Genomic DNA, 19,190 nt, shown 5'->3' with positions numbered 1-19,190 from the left:
GGGAAGACTGTCTCGATCCAGTGATTACTGTCGATATCCTTGAGCAGATAATAGAAGAAAAGTCTGGTTCGCACGCGAACCAAGACCAGAAGGTGCCGAGTGGTCACTGCGTGAATATTGACGCCATTTTGACGGCGCTTTTTATTTCGCATTGAACACAAAACCCCGTGGGAGCGGGCTTGCTCGCGAAGGCGGCATAACAGTCGACATTAATGTTGAATGTTAGTCAGTCTTCGTGAGCAAGCCCGCTCCCACAGGGGGGGTTGCGTCAGGCCGGCTTGATTTCCAGCATTGCTTCCTGCGCCAACTCTTTTTCGGCTTCCTTGAGGTCTTCCTCGCTGATCATTTCCGCGATCACCCGCAAGCGTTCCACTACCCGCGCATTGATGCTGCCTTCAGGGAATTCGCCATTCTCATTCGGCGCACCGGCCGGCTCGCCGACCAACAGGCTCAGGGCCTCGTCGGCCTGGCGCACTGCGTAGACATGGAACTGCCCCGCCCGCACCGCCGCCAGTACCTTCTCGTCGAGCATCAGCGTGGCGACGTTGGCGTGAGGAATGATCGCCCCTTGCTCCCCCGTCAGACCACGGGCTTCGCAGAGTCGGAAGAAACCTTCGATCTTCTCGTTGACCCCACCCACCGCCTGCACTTCACCGAACTGGTTGATCGAACCGGTAATTGCAAAGCACTGCTTGAGCGGGGTTTTCGACAAGGCCGAAATCAGCGTGCATGCTTCGCCAAGAGACGCGCTGTCACCGTCGACATAACCGTAGGACTGCTCCAGGGCGATGCTCGCGGAAATCGCCAACGGGAATTCCTGGGCATAACGGCTGCCCAGATACCCGGTGAGGATCATCACGCCTTTGGAGTGAATCGGCTGGCCGAGGTTGACCTCACGCTCGATGTCGACAATGCCGCTGCCGCCCGGATAAACCGTGGCGGAAATTCGCGCCGGCACCCCGAAGGCCGAATCGCCGACTTCCAGCACCGTCAACCCGTTGCACTTGCCGACAGCCGCGCCATCGGTGTCGATCAGAATGATCCCGGCCAGCATGTCATCGAGAATCCGCGCCGAAACGCGCCCGGTGCGGGTGGCCTTGGCCTTGAGCGCACGCTCGATGTGCCCGGCATCGGTCATGTCGTCACCCGCCAGGTCACGAATGAAATCCGCCTCGCTGACCAGTTGGAACAGATCGCCGATTCGCGCCGACAGTCGCCCTTGGTGTTCGGCCAGACGCGCGCTGTAAGTCGCCAGGCGCGCCACCGCATCGGCGGTCAGCGGCGCCATGCCTTCCTCGGACGTACGGGTTTTGAGCAACTGGGCGAACTGCTCCAGGCTCTCGTCGACCATCGGGATGTCTTCGTCGAAATCCACCAGGACGCGGAACATCTCCTGGAAGTCCGGATCGAGGTCTTGCAGCGTGTAATACAACTGCCGGGCGCCGATGATGACGACTTTGACCTGAAGCGGAATGTGTTGCGGTGTCAGCGTCACAGTGGCCAGTCGACCCAACTCACCCAGAGGCGATTCCATTTTCAGCTTGCGCGATTGCAGGGCGCGTTTGAGCGCATCCCAGACAAAAGGCTCACTGAGCATTTTTTCCGCTTCGAGGATCAGGAAACCGCCGTTGGCCCGGTGCAGCGCACCCGGTCGCAGCTGCCGATAGGTGGTGTAGAGCGCACCCTGATCGGTGCTGTATTCGATACGACCGAACAGGTTGTCGTAGGTCGGATGTGGCTCGAACACCACTGGCGCGCCGCCGCTGAATGGATGACCGACCACCAGGCTCGGGGCGTATTGCTCTTCGAGCAATTTGCGGGCGATGGCGTCGGTCTTGCTGTCGTCCACCAGTTGCTCAACCACCGTCTTGAGCAGGTACACCTGCATCGCTTGCAGGTAACCGCAAACGCCTGCGTTTTCCGCATATTTTTCCGACAGCGGCGCGAGCAATGGCTGCAAGGCCAGGGTGATGGTTTCTTCGTTGAGCTGACGCAGTTGATTGCTCGACTCGCGCTTCCATTGCGGCAGGCTGGCGAGCTCTTCGTTCAAGCGCTCTTCCAGCCCGGAAATGTCGTCATGAAAGCGTTCGCGCTCGGCTTCCGGTAATTGGGCGAATTCCGCCTCATCCAGTGCCTTGCCTTCGCTCATCGGGGTGAAGGCAATGTTGCTGCTATCGCGGTAGAGCGCGACCTCTTTCTCCAGCGCCAGACGCTCGATCACATCCAGTGCACGGTCATACCGCTGGTTGAAAGCGCGGTCGATGGCGCTTTTCTTCTGCTGATAGGACGGGTGCTCGAACACGGCTGGAAAGGTCGCCAGCAGGTTGTCGATCAAGCCGTTGATGTCACCGATGAAAGCACCGGCGGTGCCCGACGGCAGTTCCAGCGCACGTGGCTCGCGCGGTTCATCGAAATTATTGACATAGACCCAGTCCGCCGGGGTCTGCAGGCGCTTGCCTTCGGCCTTGAGGTAGCGTTTGACGAACGAAAACCGGCCGGTGCCGGGCTCGCCCATGACGAATACGTTATAACCGGGGCGTGGCATGGCCACACCGAACTGCAAGGCTTCGACCGCGCGTTCCTGGCCAAGCACACCGCGGAAGGGCTCCAGATCATTGGTGGTAGAGAAGCTGAACTGTTCAGCGGAAAACGGACGGGTCAGCGCTTCAGGCGCTAGACGCAAGCTGGCAGCAACAGGATCAGGCATCGGGCTTCCTTACATCAGGCGGGGCAGATAGCGGCATTCTGGCGCTGCCCGCACCTCACTGGCAAGGCGCGCGCTTAGACAAAGCGCCAACTCCGGGCCGAGCAGCTCAAAATCAATGTTTTCAAGGAATGTTTGGCAAAAAATAACGGAACCCTCGGAACGTGCCTAAACTCCAAACTGCGCGGCTGGAACCAGGGGGCGTTCTCAATTAGTTTTCCCCGTCGCGTTGCCGCCTTAAAGCGGGCCAGGCAAGGCGCAGGCCGCTGGGAATGGTTGTTCCCTTNNTCGAAGCTTATTTGGAATGACCAAACCACGCTTCTCGCGCCTTGCCCTGCACAGCAGCAGACCCGGCGCGACGGGGAAACTAATTGAGAACGCCCCCGGAACCGGCCCACTGGCACCATTAGGGGCCAGCACCTGTCCATTGGTATGCACACAAAGAGAACATAGCTATGAAACGGATTCTTCTTGGTACTCTTTTCACCGCTGTATCCATCAATGCCATGGCTCAGGCGCCAGGCGGTCCGGACTGCGGTTGGGGCAACATGCTGTTCGAAGGTCAGCGTGGCACCCCGGCACACTTCCTGGCATCCACCACCAACGGCACTTCCGGTAACGCAACGTTCGGTATGACGTCCGGCACCAACGGTTGCTCGACCAACGCGTCGCTGACCTATGGCGGCAAATCCTGGATCGCCATGAATGGCATGATGAACGAGCTGTCTGAAGACATGGCTAAAGGTCAGGGCGAAGCGCTGACCACTTACGCCGTGGTACTGGGCGTGGCGCCGGAAGACCGTGCGCACTTCGCCGCTGTGACTCATCAGCACTTCCAGCAGATCTTCAGCAAAGCTGACGTGACCGCTGATGACGTGCATACCAACACCCTGGCCGTGCTGAAAAGCGACCCTCGTCTGGCCAAGTACGCTACTCAAGCTTAAGCTCGACCGGCCCGCTCTCTTTGGGGAGCGGGTTTTATTTTTTGAACCTGGCCCTTTTGGCCTGCCCCTTTGGGTCTTTGTTTCTTTCGGCTTAAGTTGCTCACTATGCTCAAACGCCTTGCCTGGCTGGCGCTCTGTGTCTGCGCCCCGCTGTCCGCCGCGCCACACATCGACAATCAACGTTTGCAGCAACTGGCCAACGACCCCTTCTGGATTTCCCTGGGGCATTACGAAACCGCCAAGCTTGGTGGCTGGCGCAGCTATGTCAGCGACAAGAAATTCTTTCTCGCCCCCGATGGCAACGAACACCCCGACCGCGAACTGGCGGCGACCGTGCAGGCACTGTATGCCCCGGCCAGTGCCGGCGAGCAGCATGCCCAATGCGTCTATCCGGCCCGCACCCGCTGGCTCAAGGCGCAACTTGAGCTGAGCGATCTGCCGACACCGGACTGTGCTGAGTTCAAACAATGGTTCAAGGATGTTTCGCCCCACAGCGCGGTGATGATTTTCCCGGCGGCCTACCTGAACAGCCCATCGTCGATGTTTGGCCACACCTTGCTGCGCATCGATCAGGCCAATGTGCAGAGCGACAAGACGTCGCTGCTCAGTTACGCGATCAACTTCGGCGCCTACATCGAAGGTTCGGACAACAGCATTCTGTATGCCTGGAAAGGTTTGATGGGCGGCTATCCCGGGCTGTTTGCGCTAGTGCCCTATCAGGAAAAACTCTCGGAATACCGCAGCCTCGAGAACCGCGACCTGTGGGAATACCGCCTGAACCTGACCCAGCAGGAAACCGAGCGCATGGTCGAGCACGTCTGGGAGCTCAAACAGATCCAGTTCGACTACTTCTTCTTCGACGAAAACTGCTCCTACCGCCTGCTTGAGTTGCTGCAAGTGGCGCGGCCAAACCTGCATTTGACCGAGCAATTCCCGTTGACGGCCATCCCCACCGACACGGTCAAAGCGGTGAAAGAAGCCGGGCTGGTGGAATCGATCGAGTATCGCCCGTCCCGTGAGCGTGAATTGCTAAGCCGTGCCGAGCCGTTAACCTCCGAAGAGCAGGATTGGGTGCTGAAAGTCAGCGCCGATCAGAAGCAATTGCAGGATCCGGCGTTCAAGGCTCAGCCTCGCGACCGTCAGGCGTTGATCATCGATGCGGCTTATCGTCTGGAGCGTTATCGCGCCAACGGCCAGGAACGCGACCAGCAACGGGCTCAACGCAGTTTCGAATTGCTACGCGCAATCAATCAAAACCCGCCCCCGGAGCTGGAAATTCCGCAACCTGGCTTGCCCGAGGACGGTCACGAATCCCGCACCTGGCGGGCCGGCATCGGCACCCGAGGCGACAAAGCCTTCGGCGAATATGGCCTGCGGATGGCCTATCACGACCTCAATGACAACATGGAAAGCTTCCCCCTCGGTGCGCAGATCGAAATTCTGCAGATGAAGCTGCGTCAATACGAAGGCAATGACTGGCAGTTGCAGCAACTGGATCTGGCGACCATTCGCTCGCTGACTCCTCGCAATGAATTGTTGCAGCCGCTGTCATGGCAAGTCACCGGCGGCCTGGAGCGCGTACCCGGCAAGCATGATGACGAAACCCTGGTCAGCCATGTCAACGGCGGTGGCGGCGGGACCTGGCAACTGGGTGACGACATGCTCGGTTTCGCCTTGGGCACCGTGCGTGTGGAGCATAACAACGACTTCGCGGGCTTCATCGCGCCGGCGGCGGGTTTCAACAGCGGCCTGCTGTGGAAAATCCCGCTGGGTAACTTCAGTCTGGAAGCCAAGGGCGATTACTTCACCAATGGCGAGGTGCGCCGGAGTGTGAGTTTGAATCAGCAGTGGGAACTGTCGCGCAATCTGGGTGTGCGCCTGAGTGCTCAACGCGAGTTCAGCCACCTGGCTTCACCCGAAAACGAAGTGATGCTTGAGGTGAAGTGGTATCACTATTGATCTGCCCCCTGTGGGAGCGAGCCTGCTCGCGATGAGGCCATTACATTCAACATCCATGCTGCCTGTTCCACCGCCATCGCGAGCAGGCTCGCTCCCACAAGGGATTTGCGCTACCCCACAGATTAATCACAAGCTTTCACATACACCCGACAAATCCGCTTCTAGACTTCCCTTATAGGCCGTTGAACGGCCCAGGAGTCCAGGATGTGGCGTTGTGTGGGTGTGTTGGGGTTGTTGGTAGTGATCACGGGGTGCCAGTCGACCCACGAGGATCTGATCGCCAAGGGTTATCCGCCAGCATTCGCCGATGGCTTCGATGACGGTTGCATCAGTGGCCGGCAAGCCGCCGGGGCGATCACCGGCGAGTTTCGCAAGAATGTCCCGCGTTACCTCAAGGACAAGCAATACGCCGAAGGCTGGACCGATGGCTTCCGTCAGTGCCAGGCCATGCGTGAAAACGAGGATCGTAATGAGTACAAGGACCGCCATTGGGACGAGCGCGAACGAGCCTGGCAACAAGAGAAAGACAGGGACGCCGCGCGAGCCTATCGCTCGCAATAAGTCGTTTACAGACATTCGTCGAAACTTAAAGCCTGCGACCATGGCCCAACCCCTATAACGGGAGAACAGCATGAGCCGCGCCTTCGTCAATGAAGATAACGCCGCCGCGCAAGCCGATCAGCCAGTCGAACGGCAGGTCAGCGCGCAGCCCAATTACGTCACGCCAGCCGGTCTCGCGCAGCTTCAGGCGAAAGTCGCCGAACTGCAAAAACTGCTTGATGAGGAAAGCGCCAAAGGCGAACTGGCCGATAAGCAGCGCCAGGCCGACCTCGACCGCGACTGGCGCTACTTCAAGCAGCGCCTGCAAAGCGCTCAGGTGGTTGCGCAGGCTACCTCGGCCGATAAGGTGCAGATCGGCAACTGGGTGACCTTTGCCGACGAACACGATCATGAGCAGCGCGTGCAATTGGTCGGAGAAGACCAGGCGGATGCCGCCCATGGCTTGATCAATTGGAGCTCGCCGCTGGGGCGGGCGTTGCTCGGGGCGCAGGTGGGCGATGAAGTGCTCTGGAAGCGGCCGGCGGGGGATTTGGTGATTGAGGTGTTGGCCATAGAGGCCGGGTAAGTTCGATGACGTCGCGATCTCGCCTGTAGGAGCTGTCGAGTGAAACGAGGCTGCGATCTTTTCAGGCTCGCTCCAATCCCAAGCGGAAGATCAAAAGATCGCAGCCTCGTTTCACTCGACAGCTCCTACAGAAGAACAAAAAACGGAGCCCCGAAGGCTCCGTTTTTTCTATGCGACCAACCTGAAATCAGGCCAGTTTCTTGTGCCGTACGCGGTGCGGCTGGGAAGCCGCTTCGCCGAGGCGTTTCTTGCGATCGGCTTCGTACTCGGTGTAGTTGCCTTCGAAGAATACCGCTTGCGAGTCGTCTTCGTACGCCAGGATGTGAGTCGCGACGCGGTCGAGGAACCACCGATCGTGAGAGATCACAATGGCAGCGCCCGGGAAGTCCAGCAAGGCTTCTTCCAGGGAACGCAGGGTTTCAACGTCGAGGTCGTTGGACGGTTCGTCGAGCAACAGGACGTTGCCACCCTCTTTCAGGGTCAGGGCCAGGTGCAAGCGACCACGCTCACCACCGGACAGGTCCTTGACGAACTTCTGCTGATCGCCGCCCTTGAAGTTGAAGCGACCAACGTAGGTGCGCGACGGGATCTCGTAGTTGCCGATGCGAATCTGATCGGAACCGTCGGAGATCTGCTGGAACACGGTCTTGCTGCCATCCAGGTCTTCGCGGCTCTGATCGACGCACGCCATTTGCACGGTTTCGCCGACTTCGATGGAGCCCGAATCCGGTGTTTCCTTGCCCATCAGCATGCGGAACAGGGTCGATTTACCGGCACCGTTACCGCCGATCACGCCAACGATGGCGCCTTTAGGCATGGAGAACGACAGGTTGTCGATCAGCACGCGATCGCCGTAGCCCTTGCTGACGTTCTTGAACTCGATGACCTTGTCACCCAGACGCGGACCGGCCGGGATGTAGATCTCGTTGGTTTCGCTGCGCTTCTGGAATTCCTGCGATTGCATTTCTTCGAAGCGCTGCAGACGAGCCTTGGATTTGGACTGGCGGGCCTTGGCGCCTTTGCGCACCCACTCCAGTTCTTCCTTCATGGCCTTTTCGTGAGCCGACTGCTGCTTGGATTCGGCCGCCAGACGATCGGACTTGGCTTCAAGCCAACCCGAATAGTTGCCCTCGTACGGGATACCGGCGCCGCGGTCGAGCTCGAGGATCCAGCCGGCGACGTTGTCCAGGAAGTAACGGTCGTGCGTGATCGCAACCACGGTGCCCGGGAAATCGTGCAGGAAGTGCTCCAGCCAGGCGACGGAATCGGCGTCCAGGTGGTTGGTCGGTTCGTCGAGCAGCAGCATGTCTGGTGCAGACAGCAGCAGGCGGCACAGGGCCACACGACGCTTTTCACCACCGGACAGGAATTCGACCTTGGCATCCCATGCCGGCAGACGCAGCGCATCGGCGGCGACTTCCAGTTGGCGATCCAGGTTGTGACCGTCGCTGGCCTGCAGGATGGCTTCAAGCTTGGCCTGTTCTGCCGCCAGTTTGTCGAAGTCTGCATCCGGTTCAGCGTAGGCCGCGTAAACCTCGTCCAGGCGCGCCTGAGCGTCCTTGATCACGCTGACTGCTTCCTCGACGACTTCACGAACGGTCTTGGTCGGATCCAGGATCGGTTCCTGCGGCAGGTAGCCAATGTTCAGGTCCGGCATCGGACGGGCTTCACCGTCGAACTCGGTATCGACGCCAGCCATGATTTTCAGCAGCGTGGATTTACCCGAACCGTTGAGACCGAGTACGCCGATTTTGGCGCCAGGGAAGAACGACAGCGAAATGTTTTTCAGGATTTCCCGCTTCGGCGGAACAACTTTGCCCAGCCGATGCATGGTGAAGACGTATTGAGCCATGGAGAACCTTGGGTCAGTGACTGATGAATGATTGGAGCGCAGGCGATGCCCGGCCAGGCCATGCGCGTCGTTCGTTTGATGGGTATCAAAGCGTGCGCGCTGAAAAAAACCTCTAGGAGCTGGAACGCTCCCGCGTAACCGGCAAAGCTACCTTATTGATAGAAGGCAGTCCAGCCGAGCGGGACTGGCACTTCGCCACAACTCAAGGCATGCTAGCCGCCCTTCGGGCGTCCGGCTTATAGTGCATGTCGGCCAGTCCAGCCAAACCGCAGGATTACAGTTTGTCTAATGTCTCTCCGCCATCGTCCGTGAGCGCACTCAATCCTGCGATCGGCTCGCCCCTGCGCGGAACCTTGAAGGGCGCGCTGGCGACCCTCGTGCTGTTGCTGCTCGCACTGCTGTTCTGGCAGTTGCTGGATCAGCTTGGCGAAACCCAGAAAAACCAACGCCAATACACCATCGACTATTCCGCCGATCTGGCTGCGCAAGTCAGCCTCAACATGGCACTCAATGCCCAGATCGCCCTTAATCTGCTACCGATCATCGAACAACCGCAAAGCCCCGACGAACAGCAGGCGCTGCTGCGAAAACTGCAACAATCGCTGCCCGACCTGCGCAGCCTGGCGCTGCTCAGTCCCTCCGGGAAAATCCTCAGCGACAGCGCCGCCGACAACCCGGACGCCCATTACCTGAGCGAACTGGTGCAGCGCAGCCGCGCCCAGGCCCACTACTTCAGCAATGCCGACGACGGTTCGGTGGTGTACCTGCTCCTGCATCAGGCCAGCGGCAGTACCCGCGGCTATTGGGCCCTGCGCCTGACACCAACGTTTTTCTCCTCACTGACCAAACAGGGCGAGATCGGAATCCGCCCCCAGTGGCTGGTGGAAAACCGCATCAATCATCAAATCATCAGCCGCGATGATGCCCAGCCCTCGGCCAAACCGGCCGTGCTGACAGCCGACGAACTGGCCAACAGTGTGCTGACAGTTCCCCTGAGCAGCAGCGATTGGCAGCTGCGCGGGCTGTTCGACCGGCAACGGGTGATCGAACAACTGCTGCCGGCGTTCATCGGCAAATGCTTGCTGGGTCTGGCCCTCTCCTTGTTGCCGTTCATCGCTCTGCTGAACATTCGTCGCCGTCAACGTCAACTGCATGAGGGCCGCCGACGCTATCAGGACATTTTCGAAGGCACCGGTGTTGCGCTGTGCGTGCTCGACTTGTCCGGGCTCAAAAGTGTCTTCGACAAAGCTCAATTCAACAGCAGTGAACAGTTGAAGGCCTGGCTCGAGACACCAGAGCAACGCCAGCAACTGCTGCAGGAACTGCGCATCACCGAGGTCAACCAGGTCGCCCTGCAACTGCTCAACGTCAATTCCTGTGACCAAGCCTGGAAACTGCTGATCGACGGCTACCCACTGGACTGCACAGCCATCGGCAATCAAGTGCTCGAAGCGGTGCTCCACCAGCAGAAACAGCTTGAGCTGGAAATCAAGCTTCAGGACGCCAATGGCCGCGACCAGCATTTTTGGCTGGTGCTGCGCCTGCCGGAAGATCAGACCGACTATAAAGCGGTGATTTTGAGCATCAGCGACATCACCAGCCGCAAGCTTGTCGAGCTGTCGCTGCTGGAGCGTGAAGGGTTCTGGTCCGACGTAGTGCGCACCGTGCCGGATCATCTGTATGTGCAGGATGTGATCAGCCAGCGGATGATCTTCAGCAACCATCACCTGGGGCAAACGCTGGGTTACAACCGCACCGAACTGCACCAGATGGGCGAGTATTTCTGGGAAATCCTGTTGAACCCCGAGGATGCCGACTACTACCACCGATCACGCCAGTCCCAACGTCACGCGGGTTACACTCAACTGATGCAATGCCAGCTGCGCTTCCGCCATCGCGATGGCAAATGGCGGCGTTTCGACATTCGCGAACAGGCCCTGGCGCGGGACAAACATGATCAGGTCACGCGCATCATCGGCGTGGCCAAGGACATCACCGAGCAGATCGAAGCCAGTGAGTCCCTGCGCGACAGCGAGCAGCGTTACCGGATGCTCGCCGAAAGCATCAGCGATGTGATTTTCTCCACCGACAGCAAGATGTCGCTCAATTACGTCAGCCCCTCGGTGCAAGCCGTGCTGGGCTTCGACGCCGACTGGATATTCCAGAATGGCTGGCAATCGACCATCGCCAACCCGCAACAACTGACCGGCATTTACAGCCTGATGGACCGGGTCAGCAAAGCGCTGGATAAACCCGAACAACTGGCGCTGCTGCGCAGTCAGGTGCAGACCCAGCTGTTTCTGTTCGACTGCCTGCGGGCCGACGGGCGCAAGATTCCCATCGAGTTGCGTCTGGTGCTGGTCTGGGACGAACACGGTGCCTTCGAAGGCGTGCTCGGGGTCGGTCGCGACATCAGCCAACAACGCCGGGCCGAGAAAGACCTGCGCATGGCAGCCACGGTATTCGAGCACTCGACCTCGGCGATTCTGATCACTGACCCGGCCGGCTACATCGTCCAGGCCAACGAGGCTTTCAGTCGCGTCAGTGGATATGCGGTGGCCCAGGTCCTCGACCAGTTGCCGAACATGCTCACTGTCGACGAACAGCAGGAAGCCCATCTGCGCTATGTGCTCAAGCAATTGCATCAACACAGCACCTGGGAAGGCGAAGTCTGGCTCAAGCGACGCAATGGCGAGCACTACCCGGCCTGGGTCGGTATTACCGCGGTCCTCGACGATGAGGGCGATCTGGCCAGCTATGTGTGCTTCTTCAGCGACATCAGCGAGCGCAAGGCCAGTGAGCAACGGATTCACCGCCTCGCCTATTACGACGCCCTGACCCACCTGCCCAACCGCACGCTGTTCCAGGATCGCCTGCACACCGCGCTGCAATCGGCTGAACGGCAGAAGTCCTGGGTGGTGCTGATGTTCCTCGACCTCGACCGTTTCAAGCCGATCAACGACTCCCTGGGCCACGCCGCCGGCGACCGCATGCTCAAGGAAATGGCCACGCGCCTGCTCGGTTGTGTCGACGATGACGACACCGTGGCGCGCATGGGCGGTGATGAGTTCACGTTGCTGCTGCAACCGCGGGTCAACCGGGAGATCGCGCTGAACCGGGCGATTCATGTGGCCGAACAGATCCTCGCCAGCCTGGTGAAACCGTTCGTGCTGGAAGGCCGCGAGTTCTTTGTCACCGCCAGTATCGGCATTGCCCTTAGCCCTCAGGACGGCAGCGAACTCAGTCAGCTGATGAAGAACGCCGACACTGCGATGTACCACGCCAAGGAGCGCGGCAAGAACAACTTCCAGTTCTATCAGGCCGACATGAACGCCAGCGCCCTGGAGCGTCTGGAGCTGGAAAGCGACTTGCGCCATGCCCTGGAGCAAAACGAATTCGTGCTGTACTACCAGCCGCAATTCAGCGGCGACGGCAAACGCCTGACCGGTGCCGAAGCCCTGCTGCGCTGGCGCCACCCGCGACGGGGCCTGGTGCCGCCGGGGGATTTCATTCCGGTGCTCGAAGAGCTCGGTCTGGTGGTGGATGTCGGCGACTGGGTCATCAGCGAAGCCTGCCGTCAGCTCAAGATCTGGCATCAGGCCAAGGTACGGGTGCCGAAGGTCTCGGTGAATATCTCGGCCCGGCAGTTCTCCGACGGGCAACTCGGCACGCGGATCGCCACCATCCTCAAGGAAACCGGCCTGCCGCCGGCGTGCCTGGAGCTGGAGTTGACTGAAAGTATCCTGATGCGCGAAGTCAGCGAGGCGATGCAGATCCTCGCCGGGTTGAAAAACCTCGGCCTGAGCATTGCGGTCGATGACTTCGGCACCGGCTATTCATCGCTCAACTACCTCAAGCAATTCCCGATCGACGTGCTGAAAATCGACCGCACCTTCGTCGATGGTCTGCCCTCGGGTGAACAGGATGCGCAAATTGCCCGGGCGATCATCGCCATGGCCCACAGCCTCAATCTGGCGGTGATCGCCGAAGGCGTGGAAACCCACGAGCAGCTCGACTTCCTGCGCGAGCATGGTTGCGATGAGGTCCAGGGGTATCTGTTTGGCCGGCCAATGCCGGCGAGTCGGTTTGAGGCGCAGTTCAGCAATGATGCGTTGTTCATGTTTGACTGAGTTTTTTGGTGCCTCAGATGACGCCATCGCGAGCAGGCTCGCTCCCACAGTTGGAATGCGTTCCCCTGTGGGAGCGAGCCTGCTCGCGATGAGGCCAGCCCAGACACCAAAAATCCTGCGCATGAACACCACTTGTCTGCGACATGATGTCCTTTCATATGCCATCTAAAACCCATTGGGTTAGAATGCCCCCCTTTTCTGCCCCGATCCTTGAGGACCGCCATGTTCAGCCGTGATTTGACTATTGCCAAGTACGACGCCGACCTTTTTGCCGCCATGGAGCAAGAAGCTCAGCGCCAGGAAGAACACATCGAGCTGATCGCTTCGGAAAACTACACCAGCCCTGCGGTGATGGAAGCTCAAGGCTCGGTACTGACCAACAAGTACGCCGAAGGTTACCCGGGCAAGCGCTACTACGGTGGTTGCGAGTTCGTCGACGTGGTTGAGCAGCTTGCAATTGATCGGGCCAAAGAGCTGTTCGGCGCCGATTACGCCAACGTTCAGCCACACGCCGGTTCCCAAGCCAACAGCGCCGTTTACCTGGCCCTGCTGCAAGCGGGCGACACCATCCTGGGCATGAGCCTGGCCCACGGCGGTCACCTGACCCACGGTGCCAGCGTTTCGTCCTCCGGCAAGCTCTATAACGCTGTTCAGTACGGCATCGACGCCAACGGCCTGATCGACTACGACGAAGTCGAGCGTCTGGCGGTTGAGCACAAGCCAAAAATGATCGTGGCCGGTTTCTCTGCCTACTCGCAGATCCTCGACTTCCCGCGCTTTCGCGCTATCGCTGACAAAGTTGGCGCTTACCTGTTCGTCGACATGGCTCACGTGGCCGGTCTGGTCGCCGCTGGCGTCTACCCGAACCCGGTTCCATTCGCTGACGTCGTGACCACCACCACGCACAAGACCCTGCGCGGTCCACGTGGCGGCCTGATCCTGGCTCGCGCCAACGCCGACATCGAGAAGAAGCTGAACTCCGCGGTATTCCCGGGCGCCCAAGGTGGCCCGCTGGAGCACGTGATCGCTGCCAAGGCGATCTGCTTCAAGGAAGCGCTGCAGCCTGAGTTCAAGACCTACCAGCAACAAGTGGTGAAAAACGCCCAGGCCATGGCCGGCGTGTTCATTGAGCGCGGTTTCGACGTGGTGTCGGGCGGTACTCAGAACCACCTGTTCCTGCTGTCGCTGATCAAGCAGGAAATCTCCGGTAAAGACGCCGACGCCGCACTGGGCAAAGCGTTCATCACCGTGAACAAGAACTCGGTACCGAACGATCCACGCTCCCCGTTCGTCACCTCCGGTCTGCGTTTCGGTACTCCGGCTGTGACCACTCGCGGCTTCAAGGAAGCTGAGTGCAAAGAGCTGGCCGGCTGGATCTGCGACATCCTGGCTGATCTTTCCAACGAAGCGGTGATCGACGCCGTTCGTGAGAAAGTCAAAGCCATCTGCAAGAAACTGCCGGTATACGGCGCTTAATTGCCCCGCTAAACCGCAGCAATGAAAAAACCGGCCAGTGATGGCCGGTTTTTTTTCGTCCGCAATAAAGGCCATAGAAATCAAAAGATCGCAGCCTTCGGCAGCTCCTACAAAGGCTACGAAATCACGGGTGTACCCGGTTTCTGCAGGAGCTGCCGAAGGCTACGATCTTTTGATTTTCAACGGGATCAGCTCAACCGGTCAGACCGGTCATGCCAATTTTTCTATTTCCACTTGTAATCCTGAAAAAATCCAGCGTAGACTGCGCCTGCACTGGACATACCGGTAAGACCACAATAATTAAGTCCTGAATCTGATGCGCCTCGCGCACGGCAACCAGGACACCGACCAGGATTCCTCCCATGCTCAGATGGTGCTCGCGTTCAATCTTCCTCCAAGTGGTTCTCGGACTGGTGCTCGGCATCGTCTGCGGGCTGACCCTTCCCGAATACTCCGCCCAACTCAAACCCCTCGGCGACGGTTTCATCAAACTGATCAAGATGCTCATTGGCTTGATCGTGTTCTGCGTAGTGGTCAGCGGCATCAGCGGTGCCGGCGACTTGAAGAAAGTCGGACGCATCGGCCTGAAATCGGTGATCTACTTCGAAGTGCTGACCACCATCGCCTTGGTGATCGGCCTGGTGTTTGCCTTCACGACCGGCATTGGCAGCGGCGCGAACATTCATCTGGACCAGCTCTCCGCCGCTCACATGGGCGATATCGCCCAACGCGGTCAGCACATGCAAACCACCTCCCAGTTCCTGATGAACCTGATCCCGACTTCGGTGATCGGCGCCTTCGCGGAAAACAACATTCTGCAAGTCCTGCTGTTTTCGGTGCTGTTCGGCAGTGCGCTGAACCTGGTGGGCGAAGCGGCGTCGGGTATTTCCCGGCTGATCAACGAGCTGAGCCACGTGATCTTCCGCATTATGGGCATGATCGTGCGTCTGGCGCCGATCGGCGTGTTCGGCGCCATCGCTTTCACCACCAGCAAATATGGCCTGGATTCGCTGCAGCACTTGGGTAGCCTGGTCGGCCTGTTTTACCTGACCTGCGCGGCATTCGTGGCGCTGATTCTCGGCCTGGTGATGCGCCTCTCAGGCCTGCGGATGTGGCCATTGCTCAAGTACCTGCGCGAAGAACTGCTGATCGTCATGGGCACCGCGTCTTCCGACGCCGTGCTGCCACAAATCATGCGCAAGCTTGAGCACCTGGGCATCGGCAGCTCCACAGTCGGGCTGGTGATTCCGACCGGGTACTCGTTCAACCTTGATGGTTTTTCGATCTACCTGACCCTGGCCATCGTGTTCATCGCCAATGCCACCGGCACACCGCTGGCCATGACAGACCTGCTGACAATTTTGCTGGTGTCGTTGATCACCTCCAAAGGTGCCCACGGGATTCCCGGTTCGGCGCTGGTGATTCTCGCGGCAACCCTGACGGCGATCCCGGCGATTCCGGTAGTCGGCCTGGTGCTTGTATTGGCAGTGGACTGGTTCATGGGCATCGGCCGGGCGCTGACCAACCTGATCGGCAACTGCGTCGCCACCGTGGCCATCGCCCGTTGGGAAAAAGACATCGATATTCAACGGGCAAACAAGGTGCTGTCCGGCCAGCAGGGTTATACCTTTCAGCCGAGAAAACCGGTGGCCCCTGCGCATCAACAGGAATTCTGAATAATCGCCGTGCCTGCCCTCCGGCACGCACGGCCATCAATCGTTATGGATGCTCATGGAGCGAACAGTGATCACCACATCAACCGTCGTAAATTCAGTCGTAGAAAAACTTCGGGCCGCTCTGGCCCGCGGTCAGTGGCGTTCCGGCGAAATGTTGCCGGGCCAGCGTGAACTGGCTGAACAACTGGGCATCAGCCGCCCGAGCCTGCGTGAAGCGGTCATCGTGCTGGAAACCCTCGGGCTGGTGCGCTCCATGCCAGGCAAAGGCGTGGTGGTGCTGGAGGCCAATCTCAGCGACAGCCAAAGCCACGACAGCGCGGTAGCCGGGGCCAGTCTGGAAGACGTGCTGCAACTGCGCTACACCCTCGAACCGTTCATCGTCGGCCTGGTGGCGCAATCCATCAGCAGCAAGGAAGTCGGGCAACTGCGTCTGACCCTGATGGACATGCGCGAAGCCCTTGAGGCCAACGACAGCGAGGCTGGCGTGAATGCCTACATCGCGTTCCACGAGGAGCTGTTCGCCCTGACCTCGAACCCGATTTTCCAGAGCGTGGTGCAGCAGACCAGCAATGCCCTCAAGCAAAGCGCCGACGTACTGCGCAATTCGCCGGAACATCTGGCGGAACGCCTTGAAGAAAACGAAGCCGTCGTACGAGCTATCCGCAGCAAGAACAGCGCCCAGGCCAGCGCCGAAATGCGTCGACACATTCTTCGGGAAGGCCAGCGGATGGGCATCGAATTGAATATTCCGGACGACCACCTCGGCAGTTAAACCCCTCTTCGAACTGGAGACAGGCCATGAACAGCTTCGCCTCACCACAGATATTCACTGCCCTGCCCTTCCCCCGAACGGACACCGGGAAACCGCCAGCCAATGATCTCTATTCACGGATCTTCGACGCCATTCTCGAACAGCGTCTCCATGCAGCCAGCCGTTTTACTGAAGACAGCCTGGCGCAGATGTTCAGCGCTCGACGCAGTGACATTCGTGGCGTGCTGACGCAGTTGTCCCATCAGCAGATCATTATCCTTCGCACCAACCATCGCCCCCGAGTCGCCGCGCCCGATGCCGAGCAGACTCGGCAGACGCTGCATGCCCGACGACTGACCGAAATCACACTGGCTCGACTGGCCTGCCAGCAACCTCGCCCAAAGGACCTGAAACGCCTGCGCGCCTTGATCGACAGCGAACGCCAATGCACGGCGCGTGGTCCGGCCATTCGATTGTCAGGGGAATTTCATCTGCAACTGGCCGAAATGGCGGGGAACGCACCGTTGGCGCATTTTCTTGGCACTCTGGTGCCGCAGACTTCGCTGGCGATTGCGCAGTGTGATGCGCAGGTAGGCGGTGATTGCGCGTGGCAGGAGCACGCGGAGATTGTCGATGCAGTGGAGCGTGAGGATGTTGTGAGGGCCGAAATGTTGATGAACCGGCATCTGGATCATCTTGAGGAAGCGCTGTTGCACTCTGGATCGGTAGTCAGCCAGAATCGTGTTGCCGGTTAGATCACCATCGCGAGCAGGCTCGCTCCCACATTTGAAATGCATCCCCCTGTGGGAGCGAGCCTGCTCGCGATGGCGGCATCAGGCCCGCTGATAATGTTGGGGCTTACTTCGCCGCGACTCGCGCAAACCCTTCGCGAATCTTCTCTTCCGGTAAATCATCGGCAATGAACACAATCACGCTTTCGCGTGCTTCATCGTCCGCCCACTCCGTATCCCAGTCGAATCCGTACAACTTCAAGACCCCCTGAAACACCATGCGCCGCGGTTCGCCAAGGATGTTCAAAACACCTTTGTATCGCAGCAATTGCTTGCCATGGTCTTCCAGCAGTTCGTTCATGAACTCACTGAGCTTGTCGATATCCAGCGGCTTGTCGGTGCGCAACACCAGGCTGGAGATACGGTCGATGGACGGAGCCTTGCTCACAGGACGCAAACTCACTCCACCGCCGAGATCGGCATTGAGGTTGAAGCCGCGCACGTCGAGCAGTTCTGCCAGGTCGATCTTGCCGTGCTCGACCAAGCGTATCGGCGCGCGACGGTTGATGCGGGTCAGACGCTCGCTGAGGGTGGTGAAGGTCGGCTCGTCCACCAGATCGCGTTTGCTCACCAGCAAGCGGTCGGCAAAGCCGATCTGTGCCTGGGCGATGGTCTGGGTCAGGTGCAGGTCGGCATGGGCCGCATCCACCAGGGTGATGATGCCGTCGAGGATGTAGCGCTCACGCAGTTCTTCGTCGATGAAAAAGGTTTGCGCCACCGGAGCCGGATCGGCCAGCCCGGTGCATTCGATGACCAGACGATCGAAGGCGATCTCGCCGCTGTCCAGGCGTTCGAGCAGCAGGTACAGCGCTTTGGTCAAATCGGTGTGGATGGTGCAACAGACGCAGCCGTTGGACAGTGTCATCACTTGCACCGGCTCGTCGCCCAACAGTTGGGTGTCGATACCGGCGTCACTGAATTCGTTTTCGATCACGGCGATTTTCAGGCCATGCTCGGCTTTGAGCAGATAGCGCAGCAGCGTGGTTTTTCCCGCGCCGAGAAAGCCGCTGAGGATCGTTACTGGAATGGGAGAGGACAAACGGGTTCTCCTGTTTCACAAAGTTAAGAAACAACACAAAACAAATGTGGGAGCGGGCTTGCTCGCGAAGAGGTCGTGTCAGTCGACATTAATGTTGAATGACACACCGCTTTCGCGAGCAAGCCCGCTCCCACAGGGATTGCATCAGCCAGGTTGTTGCATCAACAGCACTTCGGCCCACCCTTGCCACCGTAACGGGCTTCCTGACGTTCGCGAAAGAACATCTCGTAGCTCATCACCGGTTTGTCCGGGTGTTTGGTTTGCATATGCTCGACGTAGTTGTCGTAGTCGGGCATGCCGACCATCAGGCGCGCGGCCTGACCGAGGTATTTACCGAGGCGACTCAGGTCATTGAACATGGTGCAATCCTCGATTACGCATCCGGCTGAGCCTGGAACGGCGATTCTTTATCCGTACGTTCTTTGGTACCCCAGGCGGCAATGCCGACCTTGAGCGCATAGAACAGGATGCTGAACACCACGAACAGGAACAGCGCGGTCAGCGTTGCGTTGGTGTAGGCGTTATAGATTACATGCTGCATCTGCTCGATGCTCTTGGCCGGGGCCAGAATCTGCCCGCTGGCCAACGCATCGCTGTACTTCTTCGCCAGCGACAGGAAGCCGATTGCCGGGTTGGCGTCGAACAGCTTGATGAAGCCTGCGGTGGTGGTACAAATCAGCAGCCACACTGCTGGCAGCATGGTCACCCAGACGTAGCGTTGGCGTTTCATTTTGATCAGCAC

At 59.2% G+C, this 19,190-nt stretch carries 13 protein-coding genes and 1 pseudogene; 9 read left to right on the top strand and 5 right to left on the bottom strand.

The features are described from left to right. Positions 1-268 precede the first annotated feature (268 nt). Positions 269-2,707, bottom strand: a complete 2,439-nt coding sequence (locus tag BK662_RS06125; protein ID WP_123357340.1) for a Lon protease family protein — start codon at positions 2,705-2,707, stop codon at positions 269-271. Between the two features lie 452 nt (positions 2,708-3,159). Between BK662_RS06125 and BK662_RS06120 the strand changes: the two genes are divergently transcribed. From BK662_RS06120 to BK662_RS06105, 4 genes are all read left to right on the top strand, one after another. Beyond that, positions 3,160-3,648 (top strand): DUF3015 domain-containing protein, encoded by a 489-nt coding sequence (locus BK662_RS06120; RefSeq protein ID WP_007901840.1) that lies wholly within the window; start codon positions 3,160-3,162, stop codon positions 3,646-3,648. A gap of 105 nt (positions 3,649-3,753) precedes the next feature. Further along, positions 3,754-5,607, top strand: a complete 1,854-nt coding sequence (locus BK662_RS06115) for an Lnb N-terminal periplasmic domain-containing protein (protein WP_123357339.1) — start codon at positions 3,754-3,756, stop codon at positions 5,605-5,607. A gap of 204 nt (positions 5,608-5,811) precedes the next feature. Continuing rightward, complete coding sequence (locus BK662_RS06110) at positions 5,812-6,168, top strand: hypothetical protein (RefSeq protein WP_008008678.1); 357 nt, start codon at positions 5,812-5,814, stop codon at positions 6,166-6,168. Between the two features lie 70 nt (positions 6,169-6,238). Then, positions 6,239-6,733: a GreA/GreB family elongation factor gene (locus tag BK662_RS06105; protein ID WP_123357338.1), complete on the top strand. Its 495-nt coding sequence runs from the start codon at positions 6,239-6,241 to the stop codon at positions 6,731-6,733. Positions 6,734-6,920: 187 nt separating this feature from the next. Here the strand turns inward: BK662_RS06105 and ettA are convergent, their stop codons facing one another. Further along, positions 6,921-8,585, bottom strand: a complete 1,665-nt coding sequence (ettA, locus tag BK662_RS06100) for an energy-dependent translational throttle protein EttA (protein ID WP_123357337.1) — start codon at positions 8,583-8,585, stop codon at positions 6,921-6,923. A gap of 281 nt (positions 8,586-8,866) precedes the next feature. Between ettA and BK662_RS06095 the strand changes: the two genes are divergently transcribed. The 5 genes from BK662_RS06095 to BK662_RS06075 all read left to right on the top strand — a co-directional run bounded on the left by BK662_RS06095 (position 8,867) and on the right by BK662_RS06075 (position 17,373). Then, positions 8,867-12,715, top strand: a complete 3,849-nt coding sequence (locus BK662_RS06095) for a bifunctional diguanylate cyclase/phosphodiesterase (protein ID WP_123357391.1) — start codon at positions 8,867-8,869, stop codon at positions 12,713-12,715. A gap of 222 nt (positions 12,716-12,937) precedes the next feature. Further along, positions 12,938-14,191, top strand: coding sequence for a serine hydroxymethyltransferase (gene glyA, locus BK662_RS06090; protein WP_123357336.1), 1,254 nt, complete (start codon positions 12,938-12,940; stop codon positions 14,189-14,191). Between the two features lie 362 nt (positions 14,192-14,553). Continuing rightward, complete coding sequence (locus tag BK662_RS06085) at positions 14,554-15,867, top strand: C4-dicarboxylate transporter DctA (RefSeq protein ID WP_123357335.1); 1,314 nt, start codon at positions 14,554-14,556, stop codon at positions 15,865-15,867. 67 nt (positions 15,868-15,934) lie between these two features. Continuing rightward, a complete protein-coding gene (locus BK662_RS06080; protein WP_123357334.1) occupies positions 15,935-16,639 on the top strand; it encodes a FadR/GntR family transcriptional regulator in 705 nt (234 codons plus the stop codon). 26 nt (positions 16,640-16,665) lie between these two features. Next, positions 16,666-17,373, top strand: coding sequence for a GntR family transcriptional regulator (locus tag BK662_RS06075; RefSeq protein WP_123357333.1), 708 nt, complete (start codon positions 16,666-16,668; stop codon positions 17,371-17,373). A gap of 103 nt (positions 17,374-17,476) precedes the next feature. Here the strand turns inward: BK662_RS06075 and yjiA are convergent, their stop codons facing one another. The 3 genes and pseudogenes from yjiA to BK662_RS06055 form a co-directional block, all read right to left on the bottom strand. Beyond that, the gene (yjiA, locus tag BK662_RS06070) at positions 17,477-18,448 is read right to left on the bottom strand and encodes a GTPase (protein ID WP_123357332.1); all 972 of its coding nucleotides are present in this window, start codon (positions 18,446-18,448) and stop codon (positions 17,477-17,479) included. Between the two features lie 161 nt (positions 18,449-18,609). Next, entirely contained in the window at positions 18,610-18,807 is a 198-nt protein-coding gene (locus BK662_RS06060) for a YbdD/YjiX family protein (protein WP_007895266.1), read from the bottom strand. A gap of 14 nt (positions 18,808-18,821) precedes the next feature. Next, positions 18,822-19,190, bottom strand: a pseudogene (locus BK662_RS06055) (carbon starvation protein A); the annotation flags it as partial.

The organism is Pseudomonas frederiksbergensis (assembly GCF_003732275.1).
Classification (GTDB): Bacteria; Pseudomonadota; Gammaproteobacteria; order Pseudomonadales; family Pseudomonadaceae; genus Aquipseudomonas; species Aquipseudomonas frederiksbergensis_H.
Note: the sequence above shows the minus strand (reverse complement) of the source record. Positions and strands in the feature narration are given on the sequence as shown.